The sequence below is a fragment of the Streptomyces sp. NPDC002206 genome (assembly GCF_053593595.1).
In genome coordinates, this window is the sequence record NZ_JBSFCW010000003.1 from 472822 (window position 1) to 488688 (window position 15867).

The window sequence follows — 15867 nt, forward strand, 5'->3', positions numbered from 1 at the left end:
GACCAACGCAGAAATCAAGCCCGTCCGGAGCTCGAGGACAGAAACCCGAGCCCCTTCAACCGCGCTCGCACCACGAGCTCGTGCAGCCCGTCGAACCCTCCCGCCCCATCCGGCAGCCTCGACTCCGCCTGCGACTCGTCCAGCACCCGGTGCAGCGCTTCGACGTCCCGGGACACCACCGCACCGTCCACACCCCCCGCTCCCCCGTGCTCGGCCGCCGCCTTCGCCTCGATCAGCTCGGGCAGATACGCGGGCGCCGCCACCTCACCCAGGAGCGTCGGCAGATGCGCGAGCACCTCGCCACTGCGCATCAGATGAATGCCGGTCAGCAACGCCCGGAACGTGTAGAGCAGCGGCTTCAGTTCGCCGGTCCTCTCGAACAGCCGGCACTGTGTGCCGGCGAACCCGCGGTAGTGGTGCGCATGGTTGCGCGTCACCACCGCGGGCGCCAGCGCGACCAGTTCCGCGTGCAGCTCACTCGTGTGCACGACCAGCGGCGACAGCAGCTGCTCCAGCACATAGCCGTTCGGCTTCAGCATCAGCCGGACGAACTTCCGCAGATCGTGGGTGACGAGGTCCATCTCGACCCCCTCCCGGTCCCGGATCCGCGAGCGCGTCTCGTCCGGTTCACGCAGCCCCACCAGGTCCGCGGCGGGCAGGAGGTGGACCCCCCGCAGGTCCACGTCCGAGTCACGGGACGGAAACCCGTACAGATGCGCCCCGGAGACCGTGGCGAACAGCAGCGGTCCCGGCTCTTCGGCGAGGACCGGGCCGAAGTCCGTGACCGGCAGCCCGGCCTCGTGGAGTTGGATCGTTTCCGTACGCATGGGTCAAGAGTCCCAGAGCGCCCCCAGCGACAGCAGATCGCTGCGGTACTCGATCCGCTCCGACCACTCCTTGGGCCACGCCCCGGCGCCCAGATGCGCCCCGGCCAGCGCCCCGGTCAGGCAGCCGATGGAGTCCGAGTCGCCGCGGGTGCAGGCGGCCCGGCGCAGTGCGGTGACCGGTTCGTCGGGGAAGAGCAGGAAGCAGTGCAGGGCCGTGGCGAGGGCGTCCTCGGCGATCCAGCCGTCGCCGGTCGCCTCGCACGGGTCGGTCTCCGGTGACGGGTCGCGCAGGGCGTCCTGGACGCGGGCCAGTGCGGTCAGGCACTCGTCCCAGCCGCGCTGGATGTAGCTCTCGCCCGAGTCGTCACCCGCGTACCGCCACAGGTCGCCGAGCCAGCGCGTGAGGTAGCGGCTGCCGTTCTCGTGCGCGTACGAACGCAGCTGACCGATCAGGCCCGTCGGCTCCGCACCCTGCGCCAGCAGATACACCGCGCGCGCCATCAGGTCGGAGGCGGCGAGCGCCGTGGGATGGCCGTGTGTGAGGGCGGCCTGCAACTGCGCCGCACCGGAGCGCTGTTCCTCGCTCAGCCCCGGTACCAGCCCGACCGGCGCCACCCGCATATTGGCGCCGCAGCCCTTGGATCCGGTCTGGCTGGCCTCCTGCCAGGGCCGGTCGTTGTCGAGCAGCCGGCAGGCGCTCATACAGGTGCGGCCGGGGGCGCGGTTGTTGTCCGGCGAGTGGTACCAATCGACGAACTCCTCGCGTACCGGCCGGACCAGCCGCAGCGGTGTGAGCAGTCCGCGGTCCATGGCGGTGCGGATGCCCCGTGCGAGGGCCAGTGTCATCTGCGTGTCGTCGCTGACGAACGCGGGGTTCGGCAGCCGCATCTGCCGCCACGGCCCGCACTTGGCGAGGATCGACGGCACATTGTTGAACTCCGTCGGGAAGCCCAGCGCGTCGCCGAGCGCGAGCCCGGTCAGTGCGCCGGTGGCGGCCTGTTTGGTGATGGTCCGGGTCACGATCATGCGCTTCGTCCTTCCGGTCGCAGAAGTGGAGGGTGCAGGGCGGTGGCGGCACCCGCCCGGTACAGAGCAGCCGGTTTCCCCCGTCCGCCGGTGCGGCGCGGTGATCCCTCCACGGCCTGGACGAAGCCGGGCGTGGTGAGGACCTTGCGCCGGAAGTTGGGCCGGTCGAGCTCTACGCCCCAGACCGTCTCGTACACCTGCTGGAGCTCGCCCAGGGTGAATTCGGCCGGGCAGAAGGCCGTCGCGAGGCAGGTGTACTCGAGTTTGGCGCCGATCCGGTCGTGCGCGTCGGTGAGGATGCGGTCGTGGTCGAAGGCGAGCGCGCCGAGTGCTCCGGCGTCCCACCAGCGGGCGTTGGCCGCATCCCCGCCGCCACGCGGCTCGGGCAGATCGGGAATGAGTGCGGTGTACGCGACGGAGACGACCCGCATCCTGGGGTCGCGGTCCGGATCACTGTAGGTGCGCAGCTGCTCCAGATGGAGTGCGGAGACGGTTGCCTCGGTCAGCCCGGTCTCCTCGGCAAGCTCCCGGCGGGCGGCGTCCTCGGCGGACTCGCGTGGCAGCACGAAACCGCCGGGCAGGGCCCAGTGGCCCTTGTACGGGTTCTCGCCGCGCTCGACGAGCAGGACGTGCAGCCGGCCGTCGCGGACCGTGAAGACGGCGAGGTCGACGGTGACCGCGAACGGTTCGAAGGCGTACGGGTCGTAGCCTTCGGGGGCGCCGGTGCTCATCGTCGCTCCGGGAGGGGTGCGGCGAAGTCCCAGCCCGCCGCGAGCACGGCGTCGACGGCGTCGACCGCGGCGTCCAGGCGTTGCCGGTGCGGTCCGGTGAGTTCGATGAACTGCCGCCCCGTACCGGCGAGTTCGGCCCGGAAGCGGTCGGTCATCCAGGGCCGCAGCTCCTCGCCGTCGCGCAGCCCGTCGTCCTCGAAGGCGACGCCCTCGTGGTCGGTGAGCAGCCACAGGTGGTGGGCGACCCGGTCGGCGGTCTCCTCGACGCGCGGGTTGCGGCCGCCGATGTACCGCTCGTGCCAGACGGTGGTGGCGAAGGAGTCGGTGTCGCAGAAGAGCACCGGGGACCCGGTCCGGGCGGCCGCCTCCTCCTTGGCGTTCTGGGCCGCGGCGATCAGCGGGAAGTCGTCGGTGGTGAAGGCGACGTCCTCCCACTGGGCCCGGGGCCACCGGGTGCGCAGCGCGGCCAGCTTCTGTTCGCTGAACTCCCGCCCGTACTCGGCGACATACCGGGTCTGTGCCCAGACTCCGCCGCGCCGGCGGTAGTGGTCGGTGAGGGCTCGAGCCATCGTGGTGGTGCCGGTGGACTCGGCGCCGAGGACGACGATGCGGCGGGTGAGCGCGGCCCGTACGGGCGGTTCGAGGAAGTCCCAGCAGCCGACCGGGTCCTTGCGGACGGCTGTGCCGGAGACCGGGAAGACCGTACGGTCGGGGTCGACGCAGACGGATTCGGCACCGAACCGGCGGGCCAGTTCGTCCCCGTACGGCTCCGAGGTGAAGACGGCATCGACCTTCTCCGGGACGGCCCCCTTGAAGACGGCCATATGGGCATCCCAGATCGCCGGGTCGTGGAGATCCATCCGGGTGTCGTCGACGGCGCCGACGACCCGTACGTCCGGGTGCACCTCCCGCATCCAGGCCACCCGCTCGGCGAGGGGGACGGACTCGACGGAGGCGGCGCAGACCAGGACGGTCAGCCGCTCGCAGCGGTCCTGGGCGGTGCGGACGAGGTGGTGATGGCCGGCGTGCGGCGGATAGAACTTGCCGAGCACGAGCCCGTGACCGAACCGCGTCACCCTGTCACCTCCGCCAACTCCCGCTGCAGAACATAGAGATCACGCTTCCAGTTGCGCAGTCCGACCAGGCACAGCGCCAGGAAGCCGGCGTACAGCAGGGAGGTCGGATAGAGCTCCTTGTACGCGTACAGCGGGATGTACACGACATCGGCGGCGATCCACAGCCACCACGACTCGACGAGCTTTCGGCACTGCCCGTACGTCGCAGCCAAGGACAGCGCGGTCGTCAGGGCGTCCCAGAACGGCACGGTCGAGTCGGTGGCGTGGTCGAGGAGAACGGTCAGACCGGCGGTCCCCAGCACCCCTGCCGCGCACAGCCGGATCCATTCGGTGCGGCTGGTGCTCCGCACCGGCAGGTCCGGCGAGCCCGGTCCACCCCCGTGGGTCCAGGTCCACCAGCCGTACGCGGCAAGGGCGATGAAGACGATCTGCAGTCCGGCGTCGGCGTACAGACCGGACTGGGTGAACAGCAGGATGAAGAAGAGGTTGTTGGCGATGCCGATCGGCCAGTTGGCGAGATGCTGGCGGGCCACGAGCCAGACGCACAGCGCTCCACTGCCGAAGCCGAGCACCTCGGTCCACCCGACCGGGGTGTCCAGGACTGTCACCAGGGGTTGCTGCAGGGGATCGAGGATGTCCGCGAGACTCACACCCGCCTCCTTAATAGTCATCTTGACTATAAAGGTGATTCGATGGCAGCAAAAGGCCCGCGGCCGGTTTCCTGTTCGAAAATCGAAACCAGGAACCGGCCGCGGGCCGTACAGCGGACGCCGAAGACGGACTACAGACCGACCTCGCCCATCAGCATGCCCACCTCGGTGTTGGTGAGGCGGCGCAGCCAGCCGGACTTCTGGTCGCCCAGCGGGATCGGCCCGAAGGACGTCCGCACCAGCCGCTCGACCGGGAAGCCGGCCTCGGCCAGCATCCGGCGGACGATGTGCTTGCGGCCCTCGTGGAGGGTCACCTCGACCAGGTAGTTCTTGCCGATGTTCTCGACGACGCGGAAGTGGTCGGCGCGGGCGTACCCGTCCTCCAGCTGGATGCCGTCCTTGAGGTGCTTGCCCAGGTCGCGCGGGAGCGGTCCCTGGATGGCGGCCAGGTAGGTCTTCTTCACGCCGTACTTCGGGTGGGTCAGCCGGTGGGCCAGCTCGCCGTGGTTGGTGAGCAGGATGATGCCCTCGGTCTCGGTGTCCAGCCGGCCGACGTGGAAGAGCCGCGTCTCACGGTTGGTGACGTAGTCGCCGAGGCACTGGCGGCCGTCCGGGTCCTCCATCGAGGAGACGACACCGGCGGGCTTGTTCAGCGCGAAGAAGAGGTACGACTGGGCGGCAACGGTCAGACCGTCGACCTTGATCTCGTCCTTGTGCACATCGACGCGCATGCCCTGCTCGACGACGATCTCACCGTTGACCTCGACGCGGGACTGCTCGATCAGCTCCTCGCACGCACGGCGCGAGCCCATGCCGGCCCTGGCCAGGACCTTCTGCAGACGCTCGCCCTCCTGCTCGGCGCCCGGGTGGGTCTTGGGCGTCTTGATGTCGGGCTTGTTCGCGTACCTGTCCCGGTTGCGCTGCTCGATCTTGGCGTCGAGCTCGCGCGAGCGGGACGGGGCGCCCTGCGGTCCACGCCGCGGGCCGCCGCTCCTCGCGCCGCCCTGCGAGGGCTTCGGACCACCCTTGGCGCCACCGCGGGCTGCGGCGCCGCGGCCCTTGCGGGGGCCGTCGCCGCTCTTCTCGCCGGCCCCGGTGCCGCCCACGTCGTAGCGGCGCTCCTCGGGGCGGGGCTTGCGGGGACGCTTGTCCTGCCTGTCGTCGCGCCCGGCGCCACCACCCCGGGGGTTCCGGTTGCCGCCGCTCTTGCCGCTGCCGCTTCCGCTGTTCCTGCCACTGCTTCGCATCAAAATTCCGTCTTGTCGTCTGCGTGAGTATCCGGGGTGTCCGGTGCGTCCGGATCGAACGACGGCACACCCTCTAGCGTCTCAGCCTCGATCGCGTCCGCCTCGGGGAGGAAGGGCGCGAGCTCCGGGAGCTCATCCAGGCCACGTAGGCCCATCCGCTCCAGAAAGTAGTTCGTCGTCCTGTACAGGATCGCACCTGTTTCGGGTTCCGCGCCCGCTTCCTCGACCAGGCCCCTCTGCAGGAGGGTCCGCATCACGCCGTCACAGTTCACGCCGCGTACCGCGGAGACCCTCGACCGGCTGACCGGCTGGCGGTACGCGACCACTGCGAGGGTCTCCAGAGCCGCCTGGGTGAGGCGGGCCTGCTGGCCGTCCAGCACGAAGCCCTCGACGGCCTCCGCGTACTCCGGGCGCGTGTAGAAGCGCCAGCCGCCCGCGACCAGCCGGAGATCGAAACCGCGGCGCTGCACGGTGTACTCGTCGGCCAGCTCCCGCAGCGCGTCGGCGACGGCCCGCCGGGGCCGCTCCAGCACCTTGGCGAGGTGTTCCTCGGTGGCGGGTTCGTCGACAACCATGAGAACGGCCTCGAGAGCGGGCTTGAGCTCAAGATCCGCGACGGTGCTCGCACCGGTGGGGCGCTGCTCGCTCATGCCTGCACATCCTCTTGTACGTCCATGTCCTGCACCTCTTGATCGAACTCGTCCGTCACCGCGGGCTCAGCCGCCTCACCCCCGGCCCAGCGCACCATGAGCTCGCCGAGCGCCTCCTCCTGGTCGAGGGTGACGGCCTTTTCCCGGTACAGCTCCAGCAGCGCGAGGAACCGGGCGACGACGGTGAGGGTGTCGGGGGCGTCCTCGGTGAGCCCGCGGAAAGAGATCTCCCCCGCTTCCCGCAGCCGCGCCACGACGATCTCGGCCTGCTCACGCACGCTGACCAGCGGGGCGTGGATGTGATCGATGTACACCTGCGGCTTGGGCTTCGGCTGCATCGCCTTCACGGCGAGCCGGGCGAACCCCTCGGCACCGATGCTGATCACCACCTCGGGCAGCAGCTCGGCATGGTGCGGCTCCAGCCCCACGGTCCGGGGAAAGCGCCGCCCCTCGGACTCCAGCCGGGCGCTGAAGATCTCCGCGATGCGTTTGTACGCGCGGTACTGCAGGAGCCTCGCGAAGAGCAGGTCCCGCGCTTCGAGCAGCGCGAGATCGGCCTCGTCCTCGACCTCGGCGGCGGGCAGCAGGCGGGCGGCCTTGAGATCGAGCAGAGTCGCGGCGACGACGAGGAACTCGGTGGTCTGGTCGAGATCCCAGTCCACCCCCATGGCTCGGATGTGGGCCATGAACTCGTCGGTGACCTTGGAGAGGGCGACCTCGGTCACATCGAGCTTGTGCTTGGAGATGAGCTGCAGAAGAAGATCGAACGGCCCCTCGAAGTTCGCCAGCCGAACGGTGAACCGCCCGTCGTCGGCGGGTGCCCCGGAGGCGGCGGTGTCAGCGCGGGCCGCAGGACCGGCGGGGTCGGCCGGGGCGACGGCGGCGGCGGCGATGGTATCGGCAGGCGCCGCGGCGGTGCCCGTGACGGCGGGGGTCGCAGGACCGGCGGGATCGGCCGGGGCGGCGGCGGTATCGGCGGGGACCGCAGGACCCGTGGCGGCGACGGTGTCAGCAGCGCCGACGGGCACCGCAGGACCACCGGCATCAGCGGGGCCCGCAGAACCGGCGGGGTCGGCTGGGGCGACGGCGTCAGCCGCAGGCGCCGCAGCGGCATCCATGACCGCTGTCGAAGGGTCCGGGGACGCCTCCCCGGTTCCGGGAAGGGGCGGGGTGGGGGACACACCGACGGCGTCGCCCGCCACCACCGCGGCCCCGGCCGCGGACGGCACAGGCCGGCCCCCCGGACCGCGCCCCAGAGGGCGCCGGGGCGTGCGGGCGGGCTCGTCGGTCGTCGGCATGGGGGTCCAGGGTGCGGCGGGGATACGGGCGGGCGGTGAGCCGTACGGAGACGGCCGGGCCGCTCGGCGGCGGCCCCCCGGGCAGGTTACCGGCCCGCCGTACCGGTCAGCGGCCGCGCAGCCGCCGTACGAGGATGCTCGCCTCGCCCCGCGACTCCAGGTCGGCGAGGACCACGGCGACCGCCTCGCGGACGATCCGCCCGCGGTCGACGGCGAGCCCGTGCTCGCCGCGCAGGACGAGCCGCGCGTGTTCGAGGTCCATCAGTTCCTCGGCCGAGACATAGACGGTGATCTTCTCGTCGTGGCGCTCCCGGCCGCTCGGCCGCCGGTTCGCCCCCCGCCCGCCTCCGCGCCTGCGCTGCTGCTGGACGGCCGGAACCGCCTCCTGTTGCGTACCGGACGGCATCCCGGACGAGGGCTGGGGCCGACGGCCCGCCTGAGCGGCCGCCGACCGGTCGTTCTCCCCGCCCCGGCTGCGGGAGTCCCCCGCGTCGGCGTCCGCCGCCGAATGCTCCTCCCCGGGTGGCAGGGTGCCGGCTCGACCGGCCTCGGCCGTCCCGGATCCGTTCGCCGCGGAATCGCTCTCACCGGCCGGAGCCGGAACCCGCGCCTCGCCGTTCGCCTTGCGCCGCCGCTCCGCGGGGGACGAGGACTGGAGCCCCATCCCCCCGGTGGTGCGGAACAGTTCGTCGGCCCCGGGCAGACTCACTCGGCGTGACACCGGGCGAGCACCTCCCTGGCGAGCTGGCGATAGGCGGCTGCACCGACCGAGTTGGAGGCGTACGTGGTGATGGGCTCACCGGCGACCGTGGTCTCCGGGAAGCGCACCGTGCGCCCGATCACTGTGTGGTAGACGTGCTCGTCGAAGGCCTCGACGACCCGCGCGAGAACCTCGCGGCTGTGCACCGTACGGGAGTCGTACATGGTGGCGAGAATGCCGTCGAGCTCCAGCTCCGGGTTGAGCCGCTCCTGGACCTTCTCGATGGTCTCGGTGAGCAGTGCCACACCACGGAGTGCGAAGAACTCGCACTCGAGCGGCACTATCACCTTGTGAGCAGCCGTCAGGGCGTTCACCGTGAGCAGGCCCAGCGAGGGCTGACAGTCGATCACGATGTAGTCGTAGTCGGCCATCAGCGGCTTCAGGGCGCGCTGCAGCGTGGACTCCCGGGCCACCTCACTGACCAGCTGCACCTCGGCTGCCGACAGATCGATGTTGCTCGGCAGCAGATCCATGTTGGGTACGGCAGTCTTGAGGAGGACCTCGTCGGCCGACATGCCCCGCTCCATGAGCAGGTTGTAGACCGTGAGGTCGAGCTCCATCGGGTTGACGCCGAGACCGACGGACAGGGCGCCCTGCGGGTCGAAGTCGACGAGCAGGACACGACGTCCGTACTCCGCGAGAGCGGCACCGAGGTTGATGGTCGACGTGGTCTTGCCGACGCCGCCCTTCTGGTTGCACATCGCGATGATCTTCGCGGGACCGTGGTCGGTCAGCGGGCCCGGGATCGGAAAGTAGGGCAGGGGCCGACCGGTCGGGCCGATCCGCTCGCGGCGCTGACGGGCAGCGTCGGGCGCGAGGGTGGCCGCGTACTCCGGATCGGGCTCGTACTCGGCGTCGGGGTCGTAGAAGTGCCCCTTGGGCACCTCGGCGAAGTCGGCGAAGTGGGCGGTCTCTCGGCCACTCTCGTTGCCGGCCATGGCGTTCACGTTTAGGCCGTCCATCATCTGGGGGGCTGTCGTCATGTGCTGGTGGGTGGCGAAGGTGCGGACAGCGACGGAGCCGACAGCCTCCAGCCCGATCGGGCTCTGGCCCCGTGCAGGCCTCCCTGGTTGAACACCCCCGGGAGTAAATGTCGACTCATTCACAAGTCGTCTTACCTCCTTGGACGTGACCAGGAAACTTATCGATAGGTCAGCGTGACACCATGCCGACGATTGGCGACTCTATGGCGTGTCACCGGTTCGCAGCAACACAATCCGCCGGACCCGGCCCGATGTGTCGGCAATCGAACACCCCCCTGTCAAGGGTGCGCGGTCGCTCCGGCGCACATTTCACCGGTGCACGAAACGGGTAAAGGGTTACCTTCGAGGCGAGTTGCGCAAGGCTCTCACAGCGGCCCGACATGCCTCCGGCCGGACCTTGCTCGGCAAGGTCCGGCCGGACGCGTGAGGTTGACGAATGATGTTGACCCGTCAGCCGAGAAGCGTGCTCAGCTCGACGTGCTCCAGACCGTGCGCCTCTGCCACCTCGCGGTAAACGACCTGGCCCTCATGGGTGTTGAGGCCCTTGGCGAGCGCGGCGTCACGGCGAAGCGCCTCGGCCCAGCCGCGGTTGGCGAGCTCCAGGATGTACGGCAGCGTGGCGTTGGTGAGCGCGTACGTGGAGGTGTTCGGCACCGCGCCCGGCATGTTGGCGACGCAGTAGAAGACCGAGTTGTGGACCATGAAGGTCGGCTCGGCGTGCGTCGTCGGGTGCGAGTCCTCGAAGCAGCCACCCTGGTCGATTGCAATGTCGACAAGTACACTTCCGGGCTTCATCTTGGCGACGAGCTCGTTGGTGACCAGCTTCGGGGCCTTCGCGCCGGGGATCAGCACGGCACCGATGACGAGGTCGGCCTCGATGACCGCCCTCTCCAGCTCGAAGGCGTTGGAGACGACCGTCTTCACCTTGGTGCCGAAGACCTTGTCGGCCTCGCGCAGCTTGTTGATGTCCCTGTCGAGCAGCGTGACGTGGAAGCCGAGACCGACGGCGATCTGCGTGGCGTTCCAGCCGGAGACACCGCCGCCGATGACGACGGCTTCGGCGGGCGCGGTACCCGGGACGCCGCCCGGCAGCACGCCGCGGCCGCCGACCGAGCGCATCAGGTGGTACGCACCGACCTGCGGGGCCAGCCGGCCCGCGACCTCGGACATCGGGGCAAGCAGCGGCAGCGCGCGGTTCGCGGTCTCGACGGTCTCGTACGCGATCGCCGTGGTGCCGGACTCCAGCAGCGCGTCCGTGCACTCGCGGGAGGCGGCGAGGTGCAGGTAGGTGAAGAGCGTCTGGTCCTTGCGGAGGCGGTGATACTCCTCGGCAACCGGCTCCTTGACCTTCAGGAGCAGGTCGGCGGTGGCCCAGACCTCGTCGGCGGTGGGGAGGATCCGCGCCCCCGCGGCGATGTACTCCTCGTCCGTGATCGATGACCCGGCACCGGCGTTCTGCTCGACGACGACCTGGTGGCCGTTGCGGACGAGCTCATGCACACCGGCGGGCGTGATGGCCACGCGGAACTCGTTGTTCTTGACTTCGCGGGGGATGCCGACCTTCACGTCGATCACGGTCCTTGACTCAGAGGGTTACTCCGGGCATAGAGGCGCATACCCGGATACACACAGTGTAAATGGAGACACCGCGAACGTACGCGGCAGAGCCAGTTTAATGAAGGGCTTCTCGCTGTCTAGCCTTACAAAGCATTAATTTTCAGTCGACACACTACGGATTTCGCAGGCGGGCGCATCCTTGCCCAGCAGTCTCTGCGCCGCACCGCGGTGCAACCCGGCCGCAGCCGGGTCGCCGAGCCGGTCGAGCGTGTCGGCCAGCCGCAGTTCCAGCGCGGCCTGCAGCCGTACGTCCTTGGCCTGTCGTGCCCACTGGACGGCCTCCTGACAGGTGCGCAGCGACTCCTGCGGCCGCCCCGCGTACTCCTGCACCCGCGCGGCCTCGCTGAGCGCCCGCGCCTGGGCGGCCAGGTCGCCGAGCCTGCGGTACCCGGCCGCCGCGGCCCGCCAGTTCCGCAGCGCCTCGCCGTACTGCCCGGCGTAGGTGTGGACGGAGCCGAGCCGCCCGTACAGCCGCGCCTCGTCGGCGAGCTCGCCGTGGGTGAGCCGCTGCGCGAGCGCCCGGCCGTACCAGTCGGAGGCCCGGTGGAAGTCCCCCAGCTCGGCGTAGGCGCCGCCTACGGATTCCATCGCCCTGCCCGTGGCGTACGGGTCCTTCGCCGCCCGTCCGGCGTCCAGGGCTGCCCGATAGCGGGTCAGCGCCTCCCGCGTACGGCCGGTCCTGGCATCCAGATCGGCGAGATTGAGCAGTGCGGCGGCCCGCTCGCGGGGCAGCTCGCGCCGCTCGGCGACGGCCAGGACCAGTCCGTGCAGTCCGTACAGATCGGATGCCGCGGCCTCGGTGCCCTGGTGCGCGGCCAGCGCCCGCACCAGCGCGGCCACCAACCTCCTTGCCAGGGTGTCGAGTTCACCGTCCTCCACAGCGATCCGGGCGGAGGCGAGGAGGGCCGGCCGGCGGATCCGCAGCCAGGCGGCGGCCGCTTCGGGGTGCGGAAAGCGCAGCGAGCTCGGCAGTCCGGCGAGCTTGCGGCGGGCCTCGGAACCCTCCGGGTCGGTGATCGCCCGGCAGGACTGGAGCTGGCGTACGGTCCGCTCCAGCAACCGGGCCCTGGCGAGCTGGATCTCGGCCGGCCGGTCCCGGTCGGCGAGCAGGGCCTGCAGCAGCGGGGCGAGGCAGCCGGGCACCTCGTACTGCGGCAGCTCCGCCCCGTTGGTACGCAGCAGGCCCAGCTGGACGAAGTCGTCGAGGGTCGACTGGGCGGCCGAGACCGAGCAGCCGGCAAGCGCGGACGCGGTGTGGGCGTCGGCGAGCCCGGCGGGGGCGAGCGCGAGCAATCGCAGTATCCGGCCGGCGGTCTGCGGCAGGGACTCGTGGACCAGCCGGAAGGCGCGGGCCAGCGGGCGGGCGCCGGTGGGCTGCTCGGCGTCGTCCGGCAGCTCGCGCAGCTGCTTGGCGACATCGGCGACCGATGCCATCGGGTGGGCGGCGAGCCAGCCGCCGATCATGACCAGGGCGGCAGGCTGTCCACCGCACTCCTCGGCGAGGCTCTCGGCGGTCAGCGGGTCCACCGTGATCCTGACCTGCCCGATGGCGCCGGCCAGCAGCTGGACGGCGGAGCCCTTGTCGAGGCCGCCGATGGTGCACGGACGGACACCGGGGATGCCGGTGAGCGGACCCTGGGCGGTGGCGACCACGAGGCAGCCGGGGTTGTCCGGCAGCAGCGGGTCGACCTGTTCGGCGTCGGCCGCGTCGTCGAGCAGCAGCAGGACGTGCCGGTCGGCGAGGGCCTCGCGGACCAACTGGGACAGTTCGTCGCCGTCCGCGCCGGGCGGCCCGGCGACCTCCAGTTGGTCGAGGAGGTCCCGGGCGGTGCGTTCGGTGGGGACGGGGGCGCCGCCGAGTTCGGTGAGCCGGACCCGGAGCAGCCCGTCGGGGTAGTCGCCGGTGCCGAGCAGTGCGCGGGTGAGTTCCTCGGCGAGTGCGGTGCGCCCGGAGCCGGGGCGTCCGGCAATCAGCAGGACCCTGGCGCGGGCCGCTTTGCGACCGGCCAGGGTGTCCAGCCCGGCCCGTTCGATGTCGGCCTTCAGCTCCTTCAACTCGCGTTCGCGGCCGAAGAATTGGCGTGGTGCGGCGCCGGACGGCCCCTCGGTCCCCGCCGCCGATGCCGGGCCGCTGGTGTCCACCGCCTGATCCGTCACGGGCCACGCTCCACTTCGCTGCACGCGGTGCCCGCCGGGACTCCGGCCAGGGCATTCCGAGCGTAGTTCAGGCGGGTACGCGAACACGGTGGAGCGTGGCGGGGAGGTCCCCCGATCGGATCAGCATTTTGTCCGATCAAAGGACCCTTGTTCGCCGCAACAGACCGACGAACCGCCGGACCGACGGAACCTCAGACCTCGAACGGCCTGGCCGGCCAAGGCGCCTCCGCCGGCCGCAGCGAGTCGATCCCGTCGCCGGCGAGCACGGCCGCAAGCGAAAGAACACCCACCACGAGACAGTTGTTGTGCAGCTCCCCGGCGAGCACCCCCCGCACGAGTTCCCTGAGCTCCACCCGGGCCAGCTCCATGTCGGCCTCCTCCTCGGAGACCTCGAAGCGCTCGCCGTCGGCCTCGGAGAGATTCCGGGCCAGGAAGATCCGTACCGCTTCGTCGCAGCCGCCGGGCGTGGTGTAGACGTCGGTCAGCACCCGCCAGTCCTCGGCCTTGACGTACGCCTCCTCGTAGAGCTCGCGCTGCGCCGCGTGCAGCGGGTTCTCACCGGGGATGTCGAGCAGGCCGGCCGGGATCTCCCAGAGCTTGTGCCGCACGGGGTGCCGGTACTGCCGCAGCACGAGGACCCGGCCCGCGTCGTCGAGCGCGAGCACGGCGACCGATCCCGGGTGGACCTGGTAGTCACGGCGCACGACGGAGCCATCGGGCATCACCACGTCGTCGGTGCGGACGCTGGTCTTGTTGCCCGTAAAGGGGGTCTCGGTCGCGGTGACCGGCCACTCCTCGGGCGTGTCCTGGATACCCATCTACGTCCTCCCACAAAAAACCAGAAACCGGGGTACGGACCCTCGGTGGGTCCGTACCCCGGTCAACGGTAACGCCTGCCTGCTGTCGGACTACTTGCCCGACGTGGTGCCCTGCTTGCCCGCGGTCTTGCGCTCGACAGCCGCCTTGACCAGGCCCGCGAAGAGCGGGTGCGGGCGGGTCGGCCGGGACCGGAGCTCCGGGTGCGCCTGGGTGGCGACCAGGTAGGGGTGGATCTCGCGCGGGTACTCGACGTATTCGACGAGCTTGTTGTCCGGGGACGTGCCGGAGAAGACCAGACCGGCCTTCTTCTCCAGCTCGGCGCGGTAGGCGTTGTTGACCTCGTAGCGGTGGCGGTGACGCTCCTCCACGTACGGCTGGTCGTCGTACGCCTCACGGACCAGCGAGCCTTCGGCGAGCTTCGCCGGGTACAGGCCGAGCCGCATGGTGCCGCCCAGGTCGCCGGCGCCCTCGACGTACGCGAGTTGCTCCTCCATCGTCGAGATGACGGGGTGGGAGGTGGCGGCGTCGAACTCGGTGGAGTTGGCGTCGGGGATCTCGGCGAGGTTGCGCGCCGCCTCGATCACGATGCACTGCAGGCCGAGGCAGAGGCCGAGCAGCGGCACCTTGTTCTCGCGGGCGTACTGGATGGCGCCGATCTTGCCGTTGACACCGCGGTCGCCGAACCCGCCGGGGACGCAGATCGCGTCGACGTCGGAGAGCTGCCTGGTGGCCCCGGCCGGGGTCTTGCAGTCGTCGGAGGCGACCCACTTGACCTTGACGCGGGCCTTGTTCGCGAAGCCGCCGGCCCGGATGGCCTCGGTGACCGAGAGATACGCGTCGGGCAGGTCGATGTACTTGCCGACGAGCGCGACGGTGATCTCGTGGTCGGGGTTGTGGACGCGGTCCAGCAGGTCGTCCCAGGTGGTCCAGTCGACGTCGCGGAACGGCAGGTCGAGCTTGCGCACGACGTACGCGTCCAGGCCCTCGGTGTGCAGCACCTTCGGGATGTCGTAGATCGACTTGGCGTCCACACAGGCCACCACGGCGGCCTCGTCCACGTCGCACATCAGCGAGATCTTGCGCTTGATGGCGGTCGGTACGTCACGGTCGGCGCGCAGCACGATCGCGTCCGGCTGAATACCGATGTTCCGCAGCGCCGCGACCGAGTGCTGGGTGGGCTTGGTCTTCAGCTCGCCGGACGGGCCGATGTACGGCAGCAGCGAGATGTGCACGACGAAGACGTTGTCCCGGCCGACCTCGTGGCGGACCTGGCGGACGGTCTCCAGGAACGGCAGCGACTCGATGTCGCCGACCGTGCCGCCGACCTCGGTGATGACGACGTCGACGTCGTCGGTCGCCATGCGGCGGATGCGGTGCTTGATCTCGTTGGTGATGTGCGGGATGACCTGGACGGTGTCACCGAGGTACTCGCCGCGCCGCTCCTTGGCGATGACCTGCGAGTACACCTGACCGGTCGTGACGTTGGCGGAGCCGTCGAGGTCGACGTCGAGGAAACGCTCGTAGTGGCCGATGTCCAGGTCGGTCTCGGCGCCGTCGTTGGTGACGAACACCTCGCCGTGCTGGAACGGGTTCATCGTGCCAGGGTCGACATTGAGGTACGGGTCGAGCTTCTGCATCGTGACCCGAAGGCCCCGCGCCTTGAGCAGGGCACCCAGGCTGGAGGCAGTCAGACCCTTGCCGAGGGAAGAGGCGACACCCCCGGTGACGAAGATGTGCTTGGTCGTCGTGGATGTGGGCTGCATAGCCAAAGGGGGCTCCCGTGGTCGCGTATCTTGAGGTGCGTACCGGCGTTGCCATCCGGAGACTCCGAAGGTGCCGTCGCTGCGGTTCGGGGGCCTCGTCCGCTGTTGCTGACGACCACCGGTCCACGGGCTACCAGGGTATCAGCGACTGGGGGAGCCTGCTTCCGGCCACACCCGGCGCACCGGCGTCGCAAGATCACCACACCGTGTTCGGTCCCCACCCGTTCGGCTCAGATGTCTTACCTGGACCGTCGCGCGGATCA

Annotated in this window: 14 protein-coding genes; all 14 read right to left on the minus strand. The window is 70.3% G+C overall.

The features are described 5' to 3' along the window. Positions 1 to 14: 14 nt before the first annotated feature. A complete protein-coding gene (locus ACWCP8_RS10285; protein WP_451115295.1) occupies positions 15 to 827 on the minus strand; it encodes a nucleotidyltransferase domain-containing protein in 813 nt (270 codons plus the stop codon). A gap of 3 nt (positions 828 to 830) precedes the next feature. Then, entirely contained in the window at positions 831 to 1853 is a 1023-nt protein-coding gene (locus tag ACWCP8_RS10290) for an ADP-ribosylglycohydrolase family protein (RefSeq protein WP_352266609.1), read from the minus strand. Further along, positions 1850 to 2584 carry an NUDIX hydrolase gene (locus ACWCP8_RS10295; protein WP_352266610.1) on the minus strand — a complete coding sequence of 245 codons (735 nt, stop codon included), beginning with the start codon at positions 2582 to 2584 and terminating at the stop codon, positions 1850 to 1852. The genes ACWCP8_RS10290 and ACWCP8_RS10295 overlap by 4 nt, the downstream gene beginning before the upstream one ends. Next, positions 2581 to 3660 carry an AAA family ATPase gene (locus ACWCP8_RS10300; protein WP_451115297.1) on the minus strand — a complete coding sequence of 360 codons (1080 nt, stop codon included), beginning with the start codon at positions 3658 to 3660 and terminating at the stop codon, positions 2581 to 2583. The genes ACWCP8_RS10295 and ACWCP8_RS10300 overlap by 4 nt, the downstream gene beginning before the upstream one ends. Then, complete coding sequence (pnuC, locus tag ACWCP8_RS10305) at positions 3657 to 4310, minus strand: nicotinamide riboside transporter PnuC (protein WP_451115299.1); 654 nt, start codon at positions 4308 to 4310, stop codon at positions 3657 to 3659. Before pnuC ends, ACWCP8_RS10300 begins: the two co-directional genes overlap by 4 nt. Positions 4311 to 4441: 131 nt before the next feature. Continuing rightward, on the minus strand, positions 4442 to 5557 hold the full coding sequence (locus tag ACWCP8_RS10310; protein ID WP_451115301.1) for a pseudouridine synthase: 1116 nt from the start codon (positions 5555 to 5557) through the stop codon (positions 4442 to 4444). Continuing rightward, positions 5557 to 6207, minus strand: coding sequence for an SMC-Scp complex subunit ScpB (gene scpB / locus ACWCP8_RS10315; protein WP_030977295.1), 651 nt, complete (start codon positions 6205 to 6207; stop codon positions 5557 to 5559). The genes ACWCP8_RS10310 and scpB overlap by 1 nt, the downstream gene beginning before the upstream one ends. Beyond that, positions 6204 to 7505 (minus strand): segregation and condensation protein A, encoded by a 1302-nt coding sequence (locus tag ACWCP8_RS10320; RefSeq protein WP_451115303.1) that lies wholly within the window; start codon positions 7503 to 7505, stop codon positions 6204 to 6206. The genes scpB and ACWCP8_RS10320 overlap by 4 nt, the downstream gene beginning before the upstream one ends. Before the next feature lie 106 nt (positions 7506 to 7611). Further along, entirely contained in the window at positions 7612 to 8214 is a 603-nt protein-coding gene (locus tag ACWCP8_RS10325; protein WP_451115351.1) for a hypothetical protein, read from the minus strand. After that, positions 8211 to 9248, minus strand: coding sequence for a ParA family protein (locus tag ACWCP8_RS10330; RefSeq protein WP_451115305.1), 1038 nt, complete (start codon positions 9246 to 9248; stop codon positions 8211 to 8213). Before ACWCP8_RS10330 ends, ACWCP8_RS10325 begins: the two co-directional genes overlap by 4 nt. A gap of 450 nt (positions 9249 to 9698) precedes the next feature. Then, entirely contained in the window at positions 9699 to 10814 is a 1116-nt protein-coding gene (gene ald, locus ACWCP8_RS10335; RefSeq protein WP_352266638.1) for an alanine dehydrogenase, read from the minus strand. 144 nt (positions 10815 to 10958) lie between these two features. Further along, entirely contained in the window at positions 10959 to 13022 is a 2064-nt protein-coding gene (locus tag ACWCP8_RS10340) for a tetratricopeptide repeat protein (RefSeq protein WP_451115307.1), read from the minus strand. 191 nt (positions 13023 to 13213) lie between these two features. Next, entirely contained in the window at positions 13214 to 13840 is a 627-nt protein-coding gene (locus ACWCP8_RS10345; protein WP_352266617.1) for an NUDIX hydrolase, read from the minus strand. A 90-nt stretch (positions 13841 to 13930) separates the two neighbouring features. Then, positions 13931 to 15604: a CTP synthase gene (locus tag ACWCP8_RS10350; protein WP_352266618.1), complete on the minus strand. Its 1674-nt coding sequence runs from the start codon at positions 15602 to 15604 to the stop codon at positions 13931 to 13933. Between the last annotated feature and the right edge of the window lie 263 nt (positions 15605 to 15867).